Annotated in this window: 14 protein-coding genes; 4 read left to right on the forward strand and 10 right to left on the reverse strand. The window is 64.4% G+C overall.

Annotation, left to right across the window (positions count from 1 at the left end; translation table 11 throughout):
• Positions 1-2: 2 nt before the first annotated feature.
• The 3 genes from ACFCW2_RS06890 to ACFCW2_RS06900 are packed head-to-tail and all read right to left on the reverse strand — an operon-like array spanning position 3 to position 2,679.
• Positions 3-641 carry a hypothetical protein gene (locus ACFCW2_RS06890; RefSeq protein WP_379548888.1) on the reverse strand — a complete coding sequence of 213 codons (639 nt, stop codon included), beginning with the start codon at positions 639-641 and terminating at the stop codon, positions 3-5.
• The gene (locus tag ACFCW2_RS06895; RefSeq protein WP_379548889.1) at positions 634-2,001 is read right to left on the reverse strand and encodes a sensor histidine kinase; all 1,368 of its coding nucleotides are present in this window, start codon (positions 1,999-2,001) and stop codon (positions 634-636) included. The genes ACFCW2_RS06890 and ACFCW2_RS06895 overlap by 8 nt, the downstream gene beginning before the upstream one ends.
• A 3-nt stretch (positions 2,002-2,004) precedes the next feature.
• Positions 2,005-2,679: a response regulator transcription factor gene (locus ACFCW2_RS06900; protein ID WP_379548890.1), complete on the reverse strand. Its 675-nt coding sequence runs from the start codon at positions 2,677-2,679 to the stop codon at positions 2,005-2,007.
• A 175-nt stretch (positions 2,680-2,854) separates the two neighbouring features.
• On the opposite strand from ACFCW2_RS06900, the gene ACFCW2_RS06905 reads away from it, so the two are divergent.
• On the forward strand, positions 2,855-5,737 hold the full coding sequence (locus ACFCW2_RS06905; protein WP_379548891.1) for a CHAT domain-containing tetratricopeptide repeat protein: 2,883 nt from the start codon (positions 2,855-2,857) through the stop codon (positions 5,735-5,737).
• Positions 5,738-5,818: 81 nt separating this feature from the next.
• Here the strand turns inward: ACFCW2_RS06905 and ACFCW2_RS06910 are convergent, their stop codons facing one another.
• On the reverse strand, positions 5,819-6,667 hold the full coding sequence (locus ACFCW2_RS06910; RefSeq protein WP_379548892.1) for an SH3 domain-containing protein: 849 nt from the start codon (positions 6,665-6,667) through the stop codon (positions 5,819-5,821).
• 276 nt (positions 6,668-6,943) lie between these two features.
• Here ACFCW2_RS06910 and ACFCW2_RS06915 point away from each other — a divergent pair, with 276 nt between their 5' ends.
• The gene (locus ACFCW2_RS06915) at positions 6,944-8,815 is read left to right on the forward strand and encodes a cation:proton antiporter (RefSeq protein WP_379548893.1); all 1,872 of its coding nucleotides are present in this window, start codon (positions 6,944-6,946) and stop codon (positions 8,813-8,815) included.
• On the opposite strand, the gene ACFCW2_RS06920 is transcribed toward ACFCW2_RS06915, so the two are convergent.
• Genes ACFCW2_RS06920 through ACFCW2_RS06945 form a run of 6 tightly spaced genes read right to left on the reverse strand, consistent with a single transcriptional unit; the run spans position 8,812 to position 16,258 of the window.
• Positions 8,812-9,450 carry an isochorismatase family protein gene (locus tag ACFCW2_RS06920; RefSeq protein ID WP_379548894.1) on the reverse strand — a complete coding sequence of 213 codons (639 nt, stop codon included), beginning with the start codon at positions 9,448-9,450 and terminating at the stop codon, positions 8,812-8,814. The genes ACFCW2_RS06915 and ACFCW2_RS06920 overlap by 4 nt on opposite strands.
• Positions 9,450-10,658: a CaiB/BaiF CoA transferase family protein gene (locus ACFCW2_RS06925; RefSeq protein WP_379548895.1), complete on the reverse strand. Its 1,209-nt coding sequence runs from the start codon at positions 10,656-10,658 to the stop codon at positions 9,450-9,452. The genes ACFCW2_RS06920 and ACFCW2_RS06925 overlap by 1 nt, the downstream gene beginning before the upstream one ends.
• Positions 10,655-12,550 (reverse strand): hydantoinase B/oxoprolinase family protein, encoded by a 1,896-nt coding sequence (locus tag ACFCW2_RS06930; RefSeq protein WP_379548896.1) that lies wholly within the window; start codon positions 12,548-12,550, stop codon positions 10,655-10,657. Before ACFCW2_RS06930 ends, ACFCW2_RS06925 begins: the two co-directional genes overlap by 4 nt.
• Complete coding sequence (locus tag ACFCW2_RS06935; RefSeq protein WP_379548897.1) at positions 12,550-14,604, reverse strand: hydantoinase/oxoprolinase family protein; 2,055 nt, start codon at positions 14,602-14,604, stop codon at positions 12,550-12,552. The genes ACFCW2_RS06930 and ACFCW2_RS06935 overlap by 1 nt, the downstream gene beginning before the upstream one ends.
• Positions 14,604-15,569, reverse strand: coding sequence for a hydroxymethylglutaryl-CoA lyase (locus tag ACFCW2_RS06940; RefSeq protein WP_379545192.1), 966 nt, complete (start codon positions 15,567-15,569; stop codon positions 14,604-14,606). The genes ACFCW2_RS06935 and ACFCW2_RS06940 overlap by 1 nt, the downstream gene beginning before the upstream one ends.
• An 8-nt stretch (positions 15,570-15,577) precedes the next feature.
• Positions 15,578-16,258, reverse strand: coding sequence for a GntR family transcriptional regulator (locus ACFCW2_RS06945; RefSeq protein ID WP_379545194.1), 681 nt, complete (start codon positions 16,256-16,258; stop codon positions 15,578-15,580).
• Positions 16,259-16,455: 197 nt separating this feature from the next.
• Between ACFCW2_RS06945 and ACFCW2_RS06950 the strand changes: the two genes are divergently transcribed.
• Together ACFCW2_RS06950 and ACFCW2_RS06955 are read left to right on the forward strand one after the other, a co-directional pair.
• A complete protein-coding gene (locus tag ACFCW2_RS06950; RefSeq protein WP_379545195.1) occupies positions 16,456-18,981 on the forward strand; it encodes a TonB-dependent receptor in 2,526 nt (841 codons plus the stop codon).
• Between the two features lie 132 nt (positions 18,982-19,113).
• Complete coding sequence (locus tag ACFCW2_RS06955) at positions 19,114-21,747, forward strand: M14 family zinc carboxypeptidase (protein WP_379545196.1); 2,634 nt, start codon at positions 19,114-19,116, stop codon at positions 21,745-21,747.
• The last annotated feature ends 1 nt before the right edge of the window (position 21,748 follow it).

Raw genomic sequence — 21,748 nt, forward strand, 5'->3', positions numbered from 1 at the left:
GCTCAGTTCGACACAAGGGTGAACTGCACCGGCTGGGAGCCGGAATTCGCGACGGTGATCTCGTAGCGGCCTGAAAACAGCGGGATCCATTCGCAGCCGGTTTTGCCCGAGCCGGAGGGGCGCAGGCAGACCGGTTTGCCATCGGACTGGCGTATTTCGAGGCGCAGGCCGGACCGCGCTGCTGCCGGGCCCTGTCCCGCAAGCGCGACTTTGGCCTTCTTGCCTGCCAGATAAAGCTGGGTGGTGACTTTGGCAGAGCCTGCCGCAACCGTGCCGCGCTGGTAGGACGGGCCGAGCACGCGGCCCCGCATCGGCGGAATGTTCGCGGACGGATCGAGCGCGCGGGCGGCGGCGAGCCAGCGGGTTTCGAGAGAAGCGGCTTCGTCTGGCGCATCCTCGCTCTGCCGTGCACCGGCGCTACGCAGCGCTCTGACCCCGTCCAGATAATCAGCCGCGGCAATCGCCCCTTCCGCTTCCAGCGCGCCAATTGTCTCAATGGTTTGCACAGTCCGCACAACCGGATCATCCGCTGCGACCGTCTGCCCAACAGATCCGCCATCAGCAGAAGCGACCGGGGCGGGCGTTGTCGCGCATCCGGCGCACAGGCCAGCCAGCACGGCCATGATTGCGCGTTCAAGCATCTCGGCGATCCCCCTTGCCAACCACAAACACCGCACCGGGATTGTTGTCCAGCACGTGGATGGTCAGGCCGTGCCGCCGGGCGATCGCTTGCGACAGGGCCAGCCCCAGTCCGTGCCCGTTTGTATCGCTCTCGGCCCGTTCGAAGCGCTGGAAAATTCGTGTTTTCCAGTCATCGGGCACGCCGGGGCCGGTATCGCTCACCCGAAGCTCCGGCCCTTCGCGCAAGGACAGATGCACTTCGCCGCCAGAGGGCGTAAATTTCAGCGCATTGTCGAGCAGGTTGGACACCAGACGTTGCAACATCGGCCGGTCGCCGGCCAGCGTAACGCCCGGCACAATATCGCTGGTGAAGCAAACGCCCATATCCTCCGCGCTGTCGGCAAACAGTTCGGCGATGCTGGCGGTGGTTTCCGACAGATCGACCGGCACCAGCCCGATCCGCTCGCCCGAACGCGCCTCGGTCACGGCGATATCCAGCAGGCCTTCGAGCAGCTGGACCAGATCGCGGATGTTCTCGCGTGCGGCATTCAGCGCTTCGGCAGATGCGTTCTCCGGGCCATCGGCCAGCGCGGCCAGCCGGTTATCGAGATGCACCAAAGGCGTGCGGATTTCGTGCGCCAGATGATCGTTGACTTGCCGCTGGCTGGCCAGCAGCGCGCCGATCCGGTGCTTCAGCGCCAGCGCATGGGCGGTCAGCTCGCCCAGCTCGTCGGGCGGGCCGGTCACGGGCAGGTCGGGCGCGCTCGCTCCATCGCCGATGGCCCGGAACAGCGTGTTGACCCGGTCCACCCGCGTCCTGAGCGCACGGGCCGCGAGGAAGGCCCAGAGCAGCAGAGCCGCCAGCAACGCCGCCGCCGCCAGCGCAAAGCCGGTGCGGATGTCCCGGCGCATCGCGGTCTGGGCGGCGAATTCATGGCCGACCACCAGCCGCACGCCCGGCTCCAGCATGGTCGCCTGCGCCAATACCGGCCCGCCTATACCCGGCCCTTGCGGCGTGATGATCGCCATTTCCGATGTCTCGGCAGAGATTTGGGGCCAGCGCTCCAGATCGCCCGCGAGCTTGCGCCCGTCGCCCGTGCTCAAGAGGTAATGCCGCGCGTCCCCTTCGGCGGAGGGCATCGCCAGCCGGTCGCCGATCCGCGCGGTCAGCTCCGCCTCGCCGGAGGTGACATAGATATCGACCAGCCCGGCCAGATCGGTCGCCACCGCCTGCTCCACGATCTGCCTGCTGGAGGCTGCCGTCGTCCGGTCGACCACCATGAAAAGCACGCCCAGCCCGGCCAGCCCGACCAGCAATGTGCCGGCCAGCCAGCGCCAGACCAGCGAGCGTGATGCGCGGGGGATGAGCGGGTCGTCCATGCCTCAAACAGCGCGCAGCCGGTAGCCCGATCCCCAGATCGTCTCCAGCACCGGACTGTCGAAACCCTGCTCCAGCTTGCGCCGCAGCCGCCCGACATTGACGTCCACCACATTGGTCTGCGGATCGAAATCGAGGTTCCACACATCCTTCAGCAGCATGACGCGGGTGACCACCTCGCCGCCGTTCTGCATGAAATACCGGAACAGCTCGAACTCCTTCGGGCTGAGCGCGATATGCTTGCCCTGACGATAGGCCGCGCGGGCCTTCACATGGCATTCCATATCGCCAAACAGGATGATCGCGCTGCTTCCTTCGCCCGACGCGCGACGGTGCAACGCACGCAGGCGCGCGAGCAATTCATCGGCGGCAAAGGGTTTGGCGAGGTAATCATCGACGCCCGCATCCAGCCCCTCGACCCGGTTCTCAGAGCGGCCCAGCGCCGACACCATCAGCACCGGCACTTCCGATCCGGCGGCGCGCATTTTGGAAACGATATCGATCCCGCTCATATCGGGCAGCATCCGATCGAGCAGAACAACATCATAGTCCCCGCCGCCCAGCGCTTTCAGCCCATGCGCGCCATTGCCCGCATGATCGAGCACCAGCCCCTCGCGCTCGACCATCGCCGCGACATCGCTGGCCTGCTGGCTGTCGTCTTCGATGTAGAGAATGCGCATGGGGTTGCTCTGCTGCGATGTTCGATGGCCCATCATTAGACCAGTCGCATGAGCAGAGAAAATGACAATTGCTGTTACATTGTGGCGCGTTACATTTGCGCCCCTACATTTCTGGCGAAGCATGAGGAGAAACCCCATTCGCAAGCTTACGCAGGCCGCAACATTACTGGCCGGAATGTCCGCACTCGTCGCTGTTCCGCTATCGGCGCAGGAGGCCGCAGAAGATACGCCGGTAGAGGCTCCGGCAGAGGGCTCGCCCGCAGCGCTGAAAGCCGCCGCCGAGGCGATCGATCCGCTGGGCCAGGCGGCAGAGGCCGTGGCCGCGTGGGAGCTTTATCTGAAGGCGGTCGAGGCGAGTGGCGGACCGGTGACCGAGCAGGCGCTGGCGCTCAACAAGATGGGCGATTCCCGCTATTACAGCCAGGATTTCCCCGGTGCGCTGGAGGCTTCGCTGGAAGCCAAGCGGCGGCTGGAGGAAGCGGGCGAAACAGATGGCGAGCCGATGGCCAGCTCGCTTGCCAATGTGGCAACGTTTTACGATGCCAACGGACAGCCGGACAAGGTCATTCCCTTGCAGGAACAGTCGCTCGCCATAAGGCAGCGCATATACGGTGAAAGTCCGCAGGGGCTGGAGCCGGAAGAGGCCAAGGCGCTGGGACTGGGCTATCTCAATTACGCCTCGGCGCTCTATTCGCGCGGGAGGTTTACCGAGGCGGCAAGCTATATCGATCCGGCGATTGACGGGCTGGTGATCGGCGGTTTGAAGGACGCGACTCTGTTCCTGTCGATGACCAGCGGGGCCAACATCCTGATCGATGCAGGCCGTTCCAGCGATGCGCTGGCGATGGCGCAGCGCGGCACGCAGCTGGCCAATGAATTGCTGCCCCCGCGCCATCCTTTCAACGGTATCGCGCAGGCGTCTCTGGCGCGAATCCTGCGCGATACGGACCGGTTCGAGGAGGCCGAGGAACCCGCCCGCAATGCGCTCGATATCCTCAATGAAGGCATCGGCCCGACGCACCCCTATACGCTGACCGCGCTGCACAATCTGGGTGTGATCCTCGCCAATCTGGGCCGGTTCGAGGAAGCGGTCGAGCTGACGACATCGCGGTTCGAACTGACGCGGGAGGGCGACCCCGGCGAGAGCGTGATCTCGATTGTCACCGCGTCCAACGCTCTGTGGGAATCCGGCAATGCGGAGCGTGCGCTGGAGCTGGCGCGGATTGGCGGAGAGTTGGCTGCGGGCCTTCCGGTAGAAAACGAGAAGGCCCTGCGCGGTCTGGAAACGCTCTCGCTGCGGCTGGAAGAGCAGGGCGATTATGCGGGCGCGCTGGAGCTGCTGGAGCGGCCCAGAATGGTAGACGCCAGTGATGGTGTCGATCCGCCGCGCATGATCCGCCGCGGGCTGCTGAATATCCGGCTGGGCAGAGCCGATGCTGGCTGGCCGATGGTCGAACAGGGGACCGCTGTTCTGACCGAATCGATGCTTGCACAGGCGGAGCGGCTGGAACTCGGTGCCGATCTTTCGAGCTATTACGAGCCGCTGATGCAGATTGCCGAGGCGGCGATTGCCGCGGGCAGGCCGGAGGCTGCGCTGGAAGCGTTCGAGCTGGCCAGCTGGGGCGTGAATGCGCGGGCACGGCAATTCCTCGCCTTCAGCGCCGACCGGTCGGACAATCCGGAACTCGCCGCGCGGATCGACCGATTGCGCACCGACCGCGAACGGCTGCGTGTGCTTCACCGCGAATGGACCAGCCTTCTGGCATCGGGCAATGCGGAGCTGGCGAAGGAGCGCAAGGCGGCAATCGACACGTTGACACCGCAAGTGGAAGCGCTGGGCGCGTCTCTGGAAGAGGACGTGCCTGATTTCGCGCGCTGGCTCCATCCCGCGACGCCCGATGTGGCAGAGATTGCCGCGCGGCTGGCGGCGGATCAGGCGATTCTGATTGCCATGCCCGCGCGCCACCGCACGCTGACGATGGTCCTGACCGCAGACGGCGTGACGATGGCCGAAACCGAGGGCGGGCGACCCGTCATCCGTCCGCTGGTGACGCAGCTGCGCGCTTCGCTCGATGGCGACGCGCAGGGTGCAGGCGATTTCCCGTTCGAGGCGGCCAAGGCGCTGAACGACCAGATTTTGCCGCCGCAAATGGCCGCCGCGCTGGCCGGAAAGACGCGCGTTTCGGTCATCACCAGCGACGCCTTGTCGCGCATACCCTTCGCCATTCTGCTGCCGGAACTGCCCAGCGGCACGGTGATGGATGTGAAGGACGCGGACTGGCTGGCGAAGTCCCACGCCTTCTCGACCGCGCTCACCCCGTCGGAAGCCTTTGCCGGCGGCCCGGGCAGCGCATCGGGCGCAGGTTTTCTGGGTGTTGGCGCTCCGGCGCTGGCCGGGGACAGCGGCGCGCCGGTGGCCGGGGCAAGCCTTTATCGCGGTGTCTCGGTGTCGCTCGACGATGTGCGCGCTCTGCCCGCTCTACCGGCGACCCAATCCGAAGTGGCGAATGTCGCCGCAGCCTTCGACGCCGATGAACGCACCATCCTGACCGGCGCGGAAGCGACCGAGGCGCGCGTGCGGAGCCTTGGCGAAGTTCGGCGCTCGGTTGCCCTGTTTGCCACGCACGGCTTGCTGGCAGGCGAGATCGGGGGCCTACGCGAACCGGCGCTGGTGCTCACTCCGCCGCAGGAGGCGACGGGCGCAGATGATGACGGCTTGCTGCAAGCCAGCGAGATTGCCCGGCTGGGTCTGGCGGCGGATCTGGTGATCCTCTCTGCCTGCAACAGCGCGGCCGGCCGCAATGCTACTGCGCCTGCCTATACCGGCCTTGCCAACGCGTTCCTCACATCGGGCACACAGTCGCTGATGCTGTCTCATTGGCGAGTGCGGGATGATGCGGCGGCGCGCCTGACTGTCGATACGCTGGGCGCTTCGCGTGATGGCACCGACCTGGCAACAGCGCTGCAGCAGGCGCAGCTGACCTTGATGGCGGATGCCAGCGTTACAGGATCGGCGCATCCGTCAGTCTGGGCACCTTTCGTCCTGATCGGCGAATAGCGCACACAAAAAAAGGCGCGGGGCCCTGATATCGATCAGGCCCCCGCGCCAGTCCTCCGTCGCCGGGTCGCTTGCAACCTGCTACTGCAGGTCTTCGACGGAAACCCATCCTGTGTTGCCGTAACTGTCGCTCACTTCCACAAACAGGCCGTCCTTCTGGCCTGTCGGGGTCAGCTCGGTTCCGGCGCGCAGCGAACGCACTTCGCCGCTCAAAGTGTTGGCCGCTTTGTACAGCTTGCTGTCGGCGGCCACGGTGTAGGTCGTGCTGACAGTCGCGGTCGGGGCTGCTGCCGCAGCACCGGTCGCCACCGTCAGGGCGCCGGCCTGCGACACCACATTGTTGAACGCGATGACAAATGCCTCGGTCAGCATCCGGCCGTCTTTCTTGCTGGTATAGCCGCTGGAACCGGTCGCCTGCTGCACGCCGTATGCCCAGGTGCCGGTGGGCACGCGGCGGAACGACAGGCTCGATTTCTTCACTTCGCCGCTGCCTGCGACCAGCGTCATGCCGTTGGCCGGGCTGATCACGCGGATACCCGCCGCCACGGTTTTCTTCTTGCCGCCAAAGCCGCCAAACGCGCCCAGCAATGCACCGCCCATCGGCACTTTGGAGAGGATCGTGCTGGCCGCGCCGGAGCGCAGAAGGCCTTCGGTGGCGGCTGTCGTCGCCATCTGCACGCCGCGGTCGACCTCTTCCTTGTCACCGGCGATGACGTTCAGGAGGAAATCGGCCTGCGCGCCGCTGGCGGCGTTGTGCGGTGTGAAACAGCCGGATTCGGTGGCCAGCGCATTGACCAGATCGCGCGGCGAGGAGAGCCCGAATTTCGTCCAGCCCTGCGTGTCGCCGTCGACCACCGCTATGGTGCCGTAGCTGCCTTCGCATTTGACCAGCTCGACTTCGTCCTTGGCCATGGCGGGTGGGCCCATCATTGCCGCGATCCCTGCCAGCAGCAGTGCCCGTGATTTGAAACCTGTGTGAATCATTGCAGTCATCCTTCCGTTACCCGGCGCCTCAGATGCGCTGGAAGTGTGATGCAGCAATTGGCGGGGCACGGGGGCGACAAGGCCGGTTAGGTCGATGACAAATGCTGTTATGAATGCGGTATCGGCTCGTTTGAGAGCCGCTATCGCGTCTTGCGCTCAAGGGTGGCATAGGGCCCTCGCGCACTCCTCTTGCATTCCTCGCGCATCCCGGCGGAGACCATTTTGACCGACTTCCTGCTGCTCGCTTTCATCTTTCTGGTTGCCGGGATCGCGGCGGTGCCGATTGCCTCGCGGCTGGGGCTGGGATCGGTGCTGGGCTATCTGATCGCCGGTATCGCGATCAGCCCGCTGCTCGCCTTCCTTCAGGTGGACATCATCGCGATCCAGCATTTCGCCGAATTTGGCGTGGTGATGATGCTGTTTCTGGTCGGGCTGGAGCTTGAGCCGAAATTGCTCTGGTCGATGCGCGGGCGGCTGCTCGGCCTGGGCGGCGGGCAGGTGGGGCTGACCACGCTGGTGGTGATGGGCGCGGCGATGGTGCTGGGCCAGGTGTGGTCCGTGGCGCTCGCCATCGGTCTGGTGCTGGCGCTGTCCTCCACCGCAATTGTGCTGCAGACTTTGGGCGAGAAGGGCCTGATGAAAAGCGATGGCGGGCAATCGAGTTTCTCCGTCCTGTTGTTTCAGGACATTGCCGTCATCCCGATGCTGGCGCTGATCCCGCTGCTGGCGCTGCCCGAACTGGCAGGCGCGATGGGGCACGGGGCTGGAGGAGACCATTCGGGCGGATCGTTCAGCCTGGTCGAGCATCTGCCGGCCTGGGGCGCGGCTCTGGTGACGCTGGGCGCAATCGGTGCGGTGATCGCCATCGGGTATTACCTGACCGGGCCGGTGTTCCGGTTCGTGTCTGCGGCCAATTTGCGCGAGCTGTTCGTCGCCGCCGCGCTGATGTTCGTGATCGGGATTGCGCTGCTGATGTCGCTGGTCGGCCTGTCGCCCGCGCTCGGCACTTTCCTTGCCGGAGTGGTGCTGGCGACCAGCGAATACCGACACGAGCTGGAAGCCGATATCGCGCCATTCAAAGGCCTGCTGCTGGGCCTGTTCTTCATGACGGTGGGTGCGGGCATCAATTTCGGTCTTCTGATGGACGGCCCCATGGCGATCATCGGCCTTACGCTGGGCCTGATGGCGGCGAAGGCGGCGGTGCTTTACTGCCTCGCGGTCGCTTTCAAGATCACCGGATCGGATCGCTGGCTGTTCAGTCTGGGGCTGGCGCATGCCGGGGAGTTCGGCTTCGTGCTGCTCTCGCTCACCGTGTCGAGCGCGGTCCTGCCGGTGGAGCTGGCGGACCGTCTGCTGCTGATCGTGGCGCTGTCCATGCTGCTCACGCCGCTGCTGTTCATCCTGTATGACAAGGTCATCGCGCCGCGGATGCTGAGGGCCGAGGCGCGGGCAATGGATACCATCGAGGAACGCTGCGAGATCATTATCGCGGGCCATGGCCGGGTCGGCGGAATTGTCAGCCGGATCCTGCGCGCATCGGGCTGGTCACCGACGGTGATCGATTTCAGCTCGAAGCAGCTCGAAATGCTGAAGCGGTTCAACACCCACGCCTATTTTGGGGATGCCACCCGGCCCGATATGCTGGAGGCAGCGGGCATTGGGGAAGCCAAGTTGTTCGTCATCGCAATTGACCAGAAGGACCAGACCACCCAGCTGGTGCGCCACATCACCAAGCATTATCCGCATGTCCACATCCTGGCGCGGGCGGTCGACCGCGAGCATGTTTACGATCTCTATTACGCCGGGTGCCGCGACATCATCCGCGAGACCTATGACAGCTCGCTGCGGATGGGGCGCTCGGCGATCGAGGCAATGGGCTATAGCCGCGATCAGGCGGAGCGGGTTGTCGGCAGCTTCAACGCAATGGACCGGGAGGTGATGCTGGAAGCGGCGCAGCATTACGATCCTGCTCTCCCGACGATGGAGAACGAAACCTATATTGCCGAAATCAATCGACGGCGCAGCGATTGGGAGGGGCAACTGCAATCCCGGCTGGCCGCGATTCTGGCCGAGCCGAAGGGCGTGGAAGGCTAGGGGCCGGGCTGGGGCAGCCAGTCGAGTATCGTGTCGACGCTCTGTATTTCGGCGTATTTCTTGCCGAGGTCGGACAGGTTGGCATCGTGCGTCGCGCTGTCCCGGTCGGCGCAGGCGTCTTCGGCAATGATCGGGATGAAACCGTATTGCAGCGCGTCGAGCGCGCTCGCCCGCACACAGCCTGAGGTAGAATAGCCCGCCACAATCACGGTATCGACACCCAGATCATGCAGGTGCCTGTCCAACGCGGTGCCGAAAAAGGCGGACGGGTATTGCTTGGTGAAAACCGGCTCGCCGTCTTGCGGGGTGATTGCCTGCGGGAATGCGCCCAGCGGCGAGCCTTCCACGAAGGCCGAGAGTGCGGGCACTTTGCGGAAGAAATGCCCGCCATCCGAACCGTCGGCTTTGTATGCGACATTGGTGAACACAACGGGCGTGCCGCTTTGCCGGGCGCGCGCAAGCAATCGGACCGCCTGAACCAACGCCGCCTGCGCGGTTTCCAGATAGAGCGGCGAAGTCTCCTGCAGATAGGCCTCCACCATATCGACCAGCAGCAATGCGGGCCGTTCGCCCGGCTGCAAATGCCCGGCGAAGGCGTCGGCATGCGCGACCGGCTGCTCGGAGCCCGCCGTCATCAGAGCACGCCTGCCGCTGCCATTCGTAGGAAATCGCTCTCGTCCCAGCCATTCAGCGCGCCGTACACCTCGGCATTGTCCTGACCCGGCGTCGCCGGAGCGGGGCGGCGGACAGAGGAAGGCGTGCGGCTGAATTTGGGGAAGGCGTTCTGCATTTTCAGTGGCCCGCGCGTTTCGGTCTCGACTTCGATGATCGCCTCACGCGCCTTGAAATGCGGGTCCTCCAGCATGTCCGGCGCGCGGTAGACCCGGCCAGCAGGGATCGAATGCTCGATCATCAGGGCATCGACTTCGTCCACGGTCTTGGTGGCAGTCCACGCATTGACCAGATTGTCGAGCTCGGTCTGGTTTTCGCCGCGCGCCAGATGGGTGGCGTATTTCGGGCTTTCGGCCAATTCCGGCTGACCCATCGCCACGGCAAGCCGAGCGAAGATCGCATCGTTATTGGCCCCGATCATGAACGGGCCGTCCTTGCATGAATAGACATTGGACGGCGCGATGCCGGGCAGGATGGAACCGGAGCGCTCGCGGATAAAGCCGTTGTGATCATATTCGGGGACCAGCCCCTCCATGACCTGCAACACAGCCTCGTACAGCGCGGTATCGACCACCTGACCCTTGCCTGTCTTCTCGCGGCTATGCAGCGCGGCCAGCACGCCCATGCAGCCATAGGTCGCGCACAGCGTATCGCCGATAGACACACCCATGCGGGCAGGCGGGCGGTCGGGATCGCCCACGACATAGCGCCAGCCGCCCATCGCCTCGCCAATCCCGCCAAAGCCTGCGCGGCCCGAATAGGGGCCGTCCTGGCCGTAACCGGACATGCGGGCGATAATCAGGCGCGGATATTGCTCCAGCAGGACATCGGGGCCCAAACCCCAACGCTCCAGCGTGCCGGGCTTGAAATTCTCGATCAGAATATCCGCTGTGCCGATCAATTTGCGGACGAGTTCCTGCCCCTCCGGCACGCGCAGATTGGCAGTCACGGATTTCTTGTTGCGGGCGATGACTTCCCACTGGACCTTTTCCTCGCCCTGGCCCCAATCGCGCATCGGATCGCCCTTTCCGGGCGGCTCCACCTTGATGATCTCCGCGCCCATATCGCCCAGCAGCTGCCCGCAGAACGGACCGGCCAGCAGCTGGCCCAGCTCGACGACCCGCAGGCCTGCCAGCGCGCCTGTATTGGCGCCCTCTTTCGTCTGGCTCATTCGGCGGCCTCCGCGATGGCCGCGCTGTGCCATTTGGGCTGGATCGGGGCGGGCAGGCCGGTTTCTTCCTCGCAGGCTTCGCGCAAGGCTTCGATGCCCGGGCCATAATCGAACAGCTTGGGCTCGCCGCGCTCGGCTTTCATGTCGGCGCGCAAGGCGGTGGTGGCTGCCTCATCGACAGTGCCATCGTCCAGCATCACCACGCCGTATTCGCGCGCGCCCTCGGCGGTTAGCAAGCCCTGCTCGATTTCCAGCGCGACCAGCGCCGGGTCACGCTCGAACGGATCGCCCCAGCCGCCGCCGCCCCAAGTGATGAAGTGGAGCTGGTCGCCATCGCGGACCTCCACATCCTCCACCTTGTTGCCGACAATTTCGGTGGTGCCGTCGGCGCGCTCCAGTATCTTTCTCGCCCGCTTGCCCGGCAGACCGCCATTGACGCCCCATGGCGGCACGAACCAGCGGTCATCGTGAATGGCGATGCGGCCATCGGCGAGGAAGCGATAGGTCATGCGGATACCGTTGCCACCGCGGTGCAGGCCCGCGCCGCCGCTATCGGGCTCGGTCTCGTAGCGCTCGATCCGCATCGGGAAATAGCGCTCCAGAAACTCGTTGGGCACATTGGTGAAGCCGGGCCACAGCGAGTGCCCGTCCGGCCCGTCGCCCAGCGGGCGGCCGGGGATCCCGCCAAAGCCGATCTGGAACAGCTGGAACCACTCGCCCGATTTGCCTTCCCGATTGTCATTGCCGGAATAGAACAGGTGGGGGGACGAACTGAAGCCCGCCGCATTGAGAAACTCCGGCGTTTTCTGGCCCAGCAGACCGCCGAGAATATCGAAAATCCGGCCCAGCGCGTGGGTGCGGCCCGACAGGGCGGCGGGGAATTCCGGCTTGAGCAAAGACCCGCTGGGAATGCGCACATCGATCAGATCGTAGAACCCGTCATTGAACAGGATCTGCGGGTCGAAGACCATGATCATGTAGATGCCGAAGAACATTTTGAACATGTTTTCGTTGAGGAAGAAATTGATCGACGCGGCGGATTGCGGATCGGTCCCGGCGAAGTCCAGAATGACCCGGTCGCCTTCGCGCCACATGGTGCATTTGATCTTGTACGGGCCGTAGCCCATGCCGTCATCGCAGATGTAATCCTCGAAGCTCACCGGCTCCTCGGCAATGGCCATGGCGAGCAGTGATTTCATCGCGCGGTAATTGCGATCAAGCAGGGCTTGCGTCGCCGAGTAATAGACATCCGGCCCGAACCGGTCGGCCATTTCCACGATGCGTTTGGATGCGACCCGGCATGATGCGATCAGTGCGTTGAGATCGGCCTGACACCAGTCCGCCTTGCGTGTCTGGTGCATCACCAGCTTCATCAGGTCATCGTTGTATTCGCCCTTCTTCCAGATTTTCACCGGAGGAATCCGCACGCCTTCTTCGAAGATCGAATGCGCCTTGATCGGCATGGAGCCGACGACCTTGCCGCCAATGTCGCTCATATGGCCGAACATGGCGGTGTAGGCGATCAGGCGCCCTTCGTGGAACACCGGCAGCATCACCAGCCAGTCATTCGAATGGCTGATGGCCCCGCCGCAGCTATACGGATCGGACAGGAAGATCATGTCCCCGTCCTCGATCGTGCCGTCAAAGGTTTGCAGGAACCCGTCGATAAAGCTGCCGAACTGGCCGACAATCATCTTGCCTGCCGGATCGGCAATCAGCGGAAACGCGTCACCCTGCTCGCGGATGCCGGGGGACATGGCGGTGCGTACCAGCGTCGCGTCCATCTCGATGCGCGCATTGCGCAGCGCATTTTCGATAATGTCGAGGGTGACCGGATCGATCTCTACCGTGTCGAACGGCGTGGTGTTTTCCTGAATGAGCTGCGCAGGCATTATTTGCCCTCCAGATTGATGAGAATGTTGCCGACTGCGTCGATGGTGGCGACGCATCCGGTTTCAACGAGTGTGGTGGAATCCATTTCGGTGATGATGGCGGGGCCGGGGATGGTGTCCCCCTGTTTCAGCCTGGCCCGGTCGTAGATTGCACCCTGCTGCTCCTTCCCGTCCATCCACAGCGTGTGGTCGCGGATCTTGGCGTGAGCGGGGTCGCCATTGCCTTTCTCCAGCTCGGCTGCGGGCAATTCGGGCGCTTCGCCCATCGCCACGGCGCGCAGGTTCACGATCTCGTGCGGGGTATCCATGTTGAAGGTGAAGAGACGATTGTGTTCCTCGTCGAAGCGCTGGAGGATTGCCTCGATCCCGCCTGACCGCAGCGTCTCGGGGTCGATCGTCAGCGGCACTTCGAAGGCTTGACCGGCATAGCGGATGTCGACCTCGAATTGCGTGGTGATCTCGCTTTCGGGCACGCCGTCGCCCAGCAATTCGGAGCGGGTCTGGGTGGCCATTTCATCGAGCACCGCGACCAGTTCTTCGACCTTGGTGTCGCTCGCCAGACGGCTGAAACTGCGCGCGGTTTCGGTCCGCATACGGGTGGTGGCATCGCCCAGAGCGCACAGCACGCCGGGGGAGACCGGCGAGATGGCGGGCCAGCTGTCCATCAACCGCGCGACCGCATTGACATGCAGCGGGCCGGCCCCGCCAAAGCCCATCAGCGCGAAATGGCGCGGGTCGTAGCCCTGCTGCACCGAAATCATCCGCAGCGCGCCGAACATGTTCTCGTTGACGATGTCGATGATGCCGCGCGCCGCCTCCATCAGGCCGATGCCCAGAGCGTCGGCGATGGTCTGGACGGATTTCTCCGCGCCTGCGCGGTCCAGCTTGAATGAACCGCCCAGCAGGTCTTCGGGCAGATAGCCCAGCACGACATTGGCGTCGGTCACGGTCGGTTCCTCGCCGCCTTTGCCATAGGCGACAGGGCCGGGGACCGCGCCCGCCGATTGCGGGCCGACGCGCAATGCGCCGGTCAGTTCGGGCACGTAAGCGATCGAGCCGCCGCCTGCGCCCACGGTCTTCACATCCAGCGCCGAGGCGCGGACCGACAGGTGCCCGACTTCGGTCGTGCGTTCGCGGCGCGGCTCCAGATTTTCGATCAGAGCCACGTCTGTAGAAGTGCCGCCGACGTCCAATGTCAGGATGTTGTCGAAACCGGCATTCTTTGCGACCCAAAGGGCACCAGTAACGCCGCCGGCGGGGCCGGACATGAGGATGTTCACGGGATGCTCTTCGGCTTTCTCCGCGCTCATCAGTCCGCCATCGGAACGCAGCAGCGACAGATTGCCCTGCATCCCTGCATCGGCCAGGCCGGTGCGTAGTTTCGAAACATATTTGCCCACCACGGGGCGCACCGCAGCGTTCGCCACGGTCGAAAGGGTGCGCTCGTATTCCTGCATTTCGGGCAGCACTTCGTGGCTGAGCGAGACGGGGATATCGGGCATCAGTTCCGCGGCGATGTCGCCGATGCGCTTCTCGTGCTCGCCATTCACATAGGCGTTCATCAGGCTGACGGTCAGCGCCTCGACGCCCTTGGCCTTCAGCGTCGCAATCGCGGCGCGCACCCCGTCTTCGTCGAGTGGGCGCACTTCCTTGCCATCGGCATCCATTCGGCCGCCGACTTCCAACGTATCCTCCAGCGCGGCGAGTGGCTGCGGTTTGGGCCAAATGATCCAAGCGGCCAAGCCGCCGGGCACGAAACTGCGCGCGATCTGTAGAATGTGGCGATAGCCTTCGGTCGTGATCAGGCCGACGCGCGCACCCTTGCCTTCCAGCACGGCGTTGGTCGCAACGGTGGTGCCGTGGAGGAAATAGCCGATCTCGCTCGCGTCTATTCCGGCGGTGGCGGTGATTTCGCCCACGCCAGTCAGGATACCTTCGGAACTGTCATGCGGGGTGCTGGGGGTTTTATGCCGCCAGAACCCGCCGGTTTCATTGTCGAACAGCAGCAGGTCGGTAAAAGTCCCGCCAACATCGACGCCCAAGCGATAACGCATCAAACAGCTTCCTTTTCGTGTGTTTCGTCGGATTGTGCAGCGGGGAAGGGGCCTGCCTTCGCCACCATTGCGGACAGCGGCCTGTCCATTATTTCGTCCAGCCAGCGATTTGCTGCGGCGAGTTTCGGCTGATCGAGCCCGGTGGCAATTCCGGCCCGCTCCAGCATGTAAGTGACATCCTCGGTCGCCACATTGCCCGCTGCGCCCGGCGCAAAGGGGCAACCACCCAAGCCGCCCAATGACGCATCGACCGTCCGCGCGCCCGCCTGCACCGCCGCCCAGACATTGGCGAGGCCGGTGCCGCGCGTGTTGTGGAAGTGGACCCGCACCGGCAGGTCGGGCAATTCGGCGCGCAGCCGCTCGACTAGCCGGGTGACATGCGCCGGATTGCCCACACCAATCGTGTCGGCCAGCGCGATCTCGACCGGACCGGCTTCGGCGATGGACGTCGCCATGGCGATCACGCGGTCGTCGGCGACTTCGCCTTCGAACGGGCAGCCGAAGCTGGCGGCGATGGTGGCTTGCGCGGTTTTGCCGGCCTCGCGGGCGAGAGTGATAATTTCCTTCGCTGCCTCGACCGAACCGTCGCTGGTCTGGCCCTGATTGCGCATCGCGAAACTATCGGTCGCGACAGACACTGCGCCCAGCTGGTCGATCCGGCCTGTCGCGAGCGCCCGCTCCGCTCCGCGCCGGTTCATCACCAGGCCGATGAAGGTCACGTCGTCGCGCGCGGGCAACCCCGCGCACACATCCTCTGCATCGGCCATCTGCGGAACGGCGCGCGGATTGACGAAGCTGGTCACTTCGATCCGCCGCGATCCGGCGGCGATGGCGTGGCCGATCAGAGCCAGCTTGTCGGCGGTGGAAATGGCCTGCTTCTCGTTCTGCAAGCCGTCGCGCGGGCTGACTTCGAGCATCTCGATTGCGCCTGCGCCCGTGTTCCTGACACTCTGAACTGTATACATTCCAGACATTACGAGCTTCTCCGGGCCGGAGCGGTATCGATCGCGGAAAGGCCGCCATGCGCATCGGCATAGGCGTGGAACGCGCGGCGAATATGCGCGCCCATAATGTCCTGCGCCCACTGGCCGTCGCGCCGGGCAAAGGCCGCCAGCAGCTCGCCATGCTCGCGGTGGGACCGGCGCAGCTCCTCGGCACCGTAATGATGCGCAGTGCGCCAGACGATCGGCTGCTCGACCAGAGTCGCCAGAATGCCAGCCAGACGGGGGGACGCGGCGGCCTCGACAATCAGCGCGTGAAACTCGCGATTGGCATCGAGATAGGCGTCCACATCGGCTGTGTCGCGGGCCACAGCCTCGCTGATTGCCGTGTCGCAGCGGCGCATTTTCTGCAGAATTTCGGGCGTCATCCGCTCTGCCGCACGGCGCGCTGCAATGCCTTCGATGACCGCGCGCAGTTCGAAGGCGTCGGCCACTTCATCGAGCGACCACTCGGCCACGAAGCTGCGCTGCGATTCGGTCCGCTGGATCAGCAATTCCGCTTCGAGACGGTTAAGGGCCTCGCGGATCGGCGTGCGGGATACGCCGCATTTCTCCGCCAGCGCTTCCTCGCGCAGGGGAGCGCCCGCCGCCAGCTCGCCGGAGAGAATCAGGTCTCTTATGACCGAATAGGCTCTGTCCGATGCTTTCGACACAGTTGCTCTCCCTAAGGCCCCCTGATGACGGCTTTCTCTGGCCCGATTGCGTGCAGGCCCTAAAAAACTTGACCTGTGCATTTTGTATACAATACATGGCGCATTCATCAAGCCCGGTTTGCGAGCGGCACATCGCCGCAGGATTGTATCGCAGCGGGTGGCCCGGACCGTGGGCCGGACAGCAACGGGAGCAGTCAATGCGGATTACGAAGCCTTTCCTTCTCGCCTCAATCGCAGTTGGAGCGCTCGTCTCCGCCCCCGCCGCCGCGCAGGAAGTCGCCGGTGCTGATGCGCAGGTCGATGCCGGGGCCGATGACGGCGTCATTATCGTCACCGCCCGCCGCCAGTCGGAAACGCTGCAGGATACGCCCGCCTCGGTCACCGTGCTCACAGCGGATGCGCTGGAGAAAACCGGCGCGGACAATGCGTCTGACTTTGCCCAGCTCACCCCCGGCGTGACCATCGTCACCGGCACGGCAGAGGCGGGCGACACGCAGGTCAATATTCGCGGCATCAACGGTGCGCGCGATGCGGAAAGCTCGATCGCGCTGGTGGTCGACGGCATTCTGAAGACCAACACCGCGCAGCTCAATCAGGTGCAGGGCACGCTGCGGCAGGCGGAAATCCTGAAAGGTCCGCAAGGCGCGCTGTATGGCCGGAACGCCGCGGCGGGGGCTGTCGTGCTGCAAACGCTCAAGCCCGGCAGCTTCTTCGAAGGGGCGGCCAACCTCTCTTACGCCAATGAGAAGACCATTGAAGGCACCGCGCATATTGCCGGTCCGATTGCCGAGAATCTGGGCTTCGTCCTGTCCGGCTATTACCGCACGACGGATGGCTTCTTCACCAACACCTTCCTGAACGACAAGGTGGTGGACGACCAAGAAGTTTGGACTGTCGATGGCCGGGTGGTGGCGGACCTCTCGCCCGCGACCGAGCTGGATGTGAAGGCCCGCTATTCGCAGCTGCGCGGCGCGTCGATCAACTTCAACGCCTCGTTCCACCTGCCCAATTTCGCAGGCGTGAACCCGGCCTTTTACGAGGACATCAACACCCGCGAGTTTGGCTATCAGGGCAATATCCGCCCGACCAACAGCCAGGACAGCTTCGATGTGTCGGCCAAGATCGAGCATCAATTCGATTCGGCCATCCTCACCGCATGGGCGCTCTATTCCGACATTTCGCAGGAGCTGACGGCAGACGGCACCTCAGCCGATTTCGCGCGCTATATCAGCGCCGTCGATCCGGCAGGCGCAGCGGCGATCAATTCCTGTTTCGCCTCGACCGCGAACCTCACCGGTTTCCCGATCAACCAGCCCGGCTTCATCGGGCAGATCCCGGTGCCGTTTATCTTCGCGCCGGCCAATGGCTCGACCTTCGGCGCGTACAGCCCGACGACCTGCGACGGGACCCAGCTGCAGACGCGGGACCAGAAAGACATCAGCGCGGAAATCCGGCTGGCGTCGGACACGGGTGGCCCGCTCAGCTGGCAGGTCGGCGCGTATTATCTCAATATCGACCGCGAAGTCGGTGTCAGCCTGGGCGCGGATACCGGAGCAGGCGTGAGCCGCGAGCTGTTCAACGCGCCGGGCAGTTCCAACCCCACATCGCTGCTGCTGGCCGACGGGTTCGACACCAATGTCTACGCCGCGTTTGCTTCGCTGGAATATCAGCCGAGCGAGAAGTTCTCTGCCGGACTGGCGCTCCGCTACGATATTGAAGATCGGACGACGTCCTCGCTGGTCCCGACAGGCGCGATCGATCCCTTCACCGGCGGTCCGATCAATCCGGGGCAAGCCTTCGGCCCGCTGACCGACAAGGACGCGACCTACAAGCAGCTGCAGCCCAAGGTGACGCTCAGCTACCGCCCCACACCCGATGTAAACATCTATGCCAACTGGGGCATCGGCTTCAAATCGGGCGGCTTTAACAATCAGGGCTCCGCCGCGCTGGTCGATGCCAATTTCAACCAGTTTATCGGCGCCAACGTCACCATCCGTGACGATTACGACAAGGAAGTGTCGAGCGCGTTCGAGCTGGGCGTGAAGGGCAATGTGTGGGACGGGCGTCTGACGTTCGATCTGGCTGGATATTACACCGAAATCGACGACATGCAGTTCTTCGAATTCTTCGTCGGCAGCTTTGGCCTGCTGCGCGTGGTGTCCAATATCGACGAGGTGGAGGTCTACGGCGCAGAGCTCAACATGACCGCCGAGATTGTGGATGGCTGGCGTCTGTTCGGTGCGTTCAACGTGACCGAGAGCGAGATCAAGGCCAACAGCTCGCGGACCTATACGGTCGGCAACAAATCGCCCTACACCGCCGATTACACGATCAATTTCGGCAGCGAGATGGACGTGCCGCTGAGCAATTCCATAGATCTGCTGGTGCGGGCCGATTACCGCGTGACCGGCCCGACATGGTTCCACACGGTGCAGGATCAGACACGGCCCACGCTGTTCTCCGGTCTCCTGCCGATCTCGGCTCTGGCCTTGCCCGGCTTCGTCGGCGATGCGCGCTATGACGTCGCCCAGCGCGATGCCTTCGGCGTGTTCAATCTGCGCGCCGGGATCGACACCGGCCAATTCAGCGTGACTGTTTTCGCCGAGAACCTCTTCAACGAGAAATATATCAACGAAGCCATTCCGGCGATCGAGTTCGGCGGATCGTTCATTTCCCCCGGGGCACGCCGCCTGATCGGCGTGGAGATCGGCGCGAAGTTCTAACGCGCCGCCTTCCCTTCGGATCGCGACGATGTGGCCGATTGCATTTGCGTGCAGTCGGCCACATTGCTTTAGGTGCTAGGGTGTCAGGTGAAGGCAGGGGATCGTCTGGTCTCGAGAATGGGGAAAGTTCATATGCGGGGTGACTGGATGGGCCGGATGGTCGCGTTTCTTGCGGCGGCACTCTGGCTGGTGCATCCGGCGCAGGCGCAGTCTTATCTCGATGCCGATTTCGACCCCGCCATTCCCACTCTGACCACCACGGTGGGCCATGCACCGGGCGAGCGCATCACGTCCCCCGCCGAAACGCTGACCTATCTGCGGGCGCTGGCAGAGGCCGCGCCGGACCGCATGAAAATCGTCCGCTATGCAACCAGCTGGGAAGGCCGCCCGCTGCATTACGTCATCCTGACGGCGCGCGAGAATATGGCGCGGATCGATGCGGTGCAGGCCGATCTGGCCGGTATCGCCGAGGGCCGTGCGTCGAACGGGCAGGCGCTGCCGGTGACGTGGCTGACCTACGGCGTGCATGGCAACGAGATTTCCTCAACCGATGCCGCGCTGATGATGGCCTACCATCTGCTTGCCGCGCGCGGGGACAGCCGGGTGGACCGGATCCTGCGCGAAAGCGTCGTGGTGCTCGACCCGATGCAGAACCCCGATGGCCGCGCGCGGTTCGTCAATCATTTCCGCACCGCTGTGGGGATCGAGCCCGCAGCCGACCGTCAGGCGGCGGAGCATGACGAGCCATGGCCCAGCGGGCGCGTGAACCATTACATGTTCGATCTCAACCGCGACTGGTTCACATTGAGCCAGCCCGAAACGCGGGGCAAAGTGGCCGCCATCCGCGATTGGAATCCGGTGGTGGTGGTGGACGTCCACGAAATGGGCGGCGACCAGAGCTATTTCTTCAGCCCCGCCGCGCGCCCGCTCAACCCCAACATAACCGCCGCCCAGCGCCGGTCCTACGAGGTGATCGGGCGCAACAACGCCGCCTGGTTCGACCGGATGGGCGAGCCCTATTTCACGCGCGAAGTCTACGACCTGTTCTACCCCGGCTATGGCGACACGTGGAACACGCATCACGGCGCAATCGGCAGCACCTACGAGCAGGGCTCTGCGCGCGGGCTGGTGTTCCAGCGGCGCGATGGCACGGTGCTGACCTATGGCGACGGCGTGCGCAATCACTTCATCGCCAGCTTCTCCACCGCCGAGGCTGTGGCGGACAATGCCGCGCGGTTCCTGAACGGATTTGCCGGATACCGCGCGGCCAATAATGGCGGGGCAGCCGGGCGCGGCCAGTATGTGATCGATCTGGGCCAGCGGCGCTGGAATGCAGAGGCGCTGGGCCGCAGGCTGACGGCGCAGGGCATTACCGTGCTGCGGCGCTCCGGCCCCGCAAATGCGTGCGGCAGGTCTTATCCCGCAGGCTATCTGGCCGTTCCGCAGGCGCAGCCCGCCGCGCGGCTGGTGCGCAGCCTGCTCGACCGCGATACCCCGCTTCCGGCCGATTTCCTGTCCGAGCAGGAACGCCGCCGCGACGATGGTCTGCCGCACGAGCTGTATGATGTCACCGCATGGTCGGTCGGGCTGATGTCGGGTGTGGATGTCGCCCTGTGCGGAGGCGCGGCGACGGGCGCGCAGCTTGCCTCCGATGCGCCTATCGAGCCGGTGGCAGAGGGCGGCGGCAGCTTTGCCGTGGCCGTGCCGTGGACCGATAGCGGACAGGCCCGGCTGGTGATCCGTGCCTTGCGCGAAGGGCTGGAGGCGCGCGTCACGGACAAGAGCTTCACCAAAGACGGACGGGTCTTTCCGCGCGGGACTGTGCTGTTCCCCGCCGGTGCCAATGATGCCGAGGCCCTCACGCGGCTGAGCCAATTGGCGCGCGAGACCGGCGCGCACACCGTGGCGCTGGATTCCAGCTGGGTCGAGGAAGGGCCCAATCTGGGCAGCGAATCCTTCGTCCGCCTGACTCTGCCCAGAGTGGCGATTGCGTGGGACGAAGGCATCTCGCAGCTGAGTGCAGGCGCATCGCGCTATGTGCTGGAGCAGCGGCTGGGCCTGCCCGTGGTGCCGATCCGCACCCATCGTTTTGCCCGTGCTTCTCTGGCCGGATATGATGTGTTGCTGGTTCCCGATGGCAGTCCGGCTGCCACGATGGGTGCTGGCGGGCTGAAGACGATCCGTGACTTTGTCGCGCGGGGCGGCGTGCTGGTGGCCATTGGCAATAGTGTCGGTGCTTTTGCCGGAGGCGATGCACCGCTGCTGTCTGTGCAGCGCGAGGCCGCTCTCGGCCGCGAAGTGTCTGACGGAGACGAGGAACCGGCCAAACAGAGCGGGCTTGCTGAGGCGGAAGAAATCACCAGCGACGCCCAATACCGCGAAGCGATCCGGAACGAGAAGGCCTTGCCCGACACGCTGCCCGGCGCGCTGCTCAATACGGTGGCGGATCGCAGCCATTTCCTTTCGGCCGGATACGACAATGGCGCGGTCGTGCTGGCCAGCGGCTCGCAGATATTCACCCCGCTGGACCGGTCCAAAGGCATCAATGTGATGCGCTTTGCCGCAGCCGACGCGCTGATTGCGAGCGGCCATGTGTGGGACGAAAACCGCCGCCAGCTGGCCTTCAAACCCTATATGATCGCGCAGCCGACGGGCGGAGGGCTGAGCATCGGCTTCGCCCACGATCCCGCCACGCGCGCCTATCTCGACGGGCTGGACCTGTTGCTCGCTAATGCGGTTCTGGTGGCCCCCTCGCGGGTGCGTTGAA

The organism is Qipengyuania algicola (genome assembly GCF_042492175.1).
Lineage (GTDB): Bacteria > Pseudomonadota > Alphaproteobacteria > Sphingomonadales > Sphingomonadaceae > CAJXSN01.

Coding starts and splice junctions, on each gene's coding strand:
- ACFCW2_RS06955 (WP_379545196.1), top strand. CDS start 19,114: ATGCGGGGTGACTGGATGGGCCGGATGGTCGCGTTTCTTGCGGCGGCA.
- ACFCW2_RS06910 (WP_379548892.1), bottom strand. CDS start 6,667: ATGATGGGCCCACCCGCCATGGCCAAGGACGAAGTCGAGCTGGTCAAA.
- ACFCW2_RS06905 (WP_379548891.1), top strand. CDS start 2,855: ATGTCCGCACTCGTCGCTGTTCCGCTATCGGCGCAGGAGGCCGCAGAA.
- ACFCW2_RS06930 (WP_379548896.1), bottom strand. CDS start 12,550: ATGCCTGCGCAGCTCATTCAGGAAAACACCACGCCGTTCGACACGGTA.
- ACFCW2_RS06890 (WP_379548888.1), bottom strand. CDS start 641: ATGCTTGAACGCGCAATCATGGCCGTGCTGGCTGGCCTGTGCGCCGGA.
- ACFCW2_RS06920 (WP_379548894.1), bottom strand. CDS start 9,450: ATGACGGCGGGCTCCGAGCAGCCGGTCGCGCATGCCGACGCCTTCGCC.
- ACFCW2_RS06940 (WP_379545192.1), bottom strand. CDS start 15,569: ATGTATACAGTTCAGAGTGTCAGGAACACGGGCGCAGGCGCAATCGAG.
- ACFCW2_RS06935 (WP_379548897.1), bottom strand. CDS start 14,604: ATGCGTTATCGCTTGGGCGTCGATGTTGGCGGGACTTTTACCGACCTG.
- ACFCW2_RS06900 (WP_379548890.1), bottom strand. CDS start 2,679: ATGCGCATTCTCTACATCGAAGACGACAGCCAGCAGGCCAGCGATGTC.
- ACFCW2_RS06925 (WP_379548895.1), bottom strand. CDS start 10,658: ATGAGCCAGACGAAAGAGGGCGCCAATACAGGCGCGCTGGCAGGCCTG.
- ACFCW2_RS06895 (WP_379548889.1), bottom strand. CDS start 2,001: ATGGACGACCCGCTCATCCCCCGCGCATCACGCTCGCTGGTCTGGCGC.
- ACFCW2_RS06950 (WP_379545195.1), top strand. CDS start 16,456: ATGCGGATTACGAAGCCTTTCCTTCTCGCCTCAATCGCAGTTGGAGCG.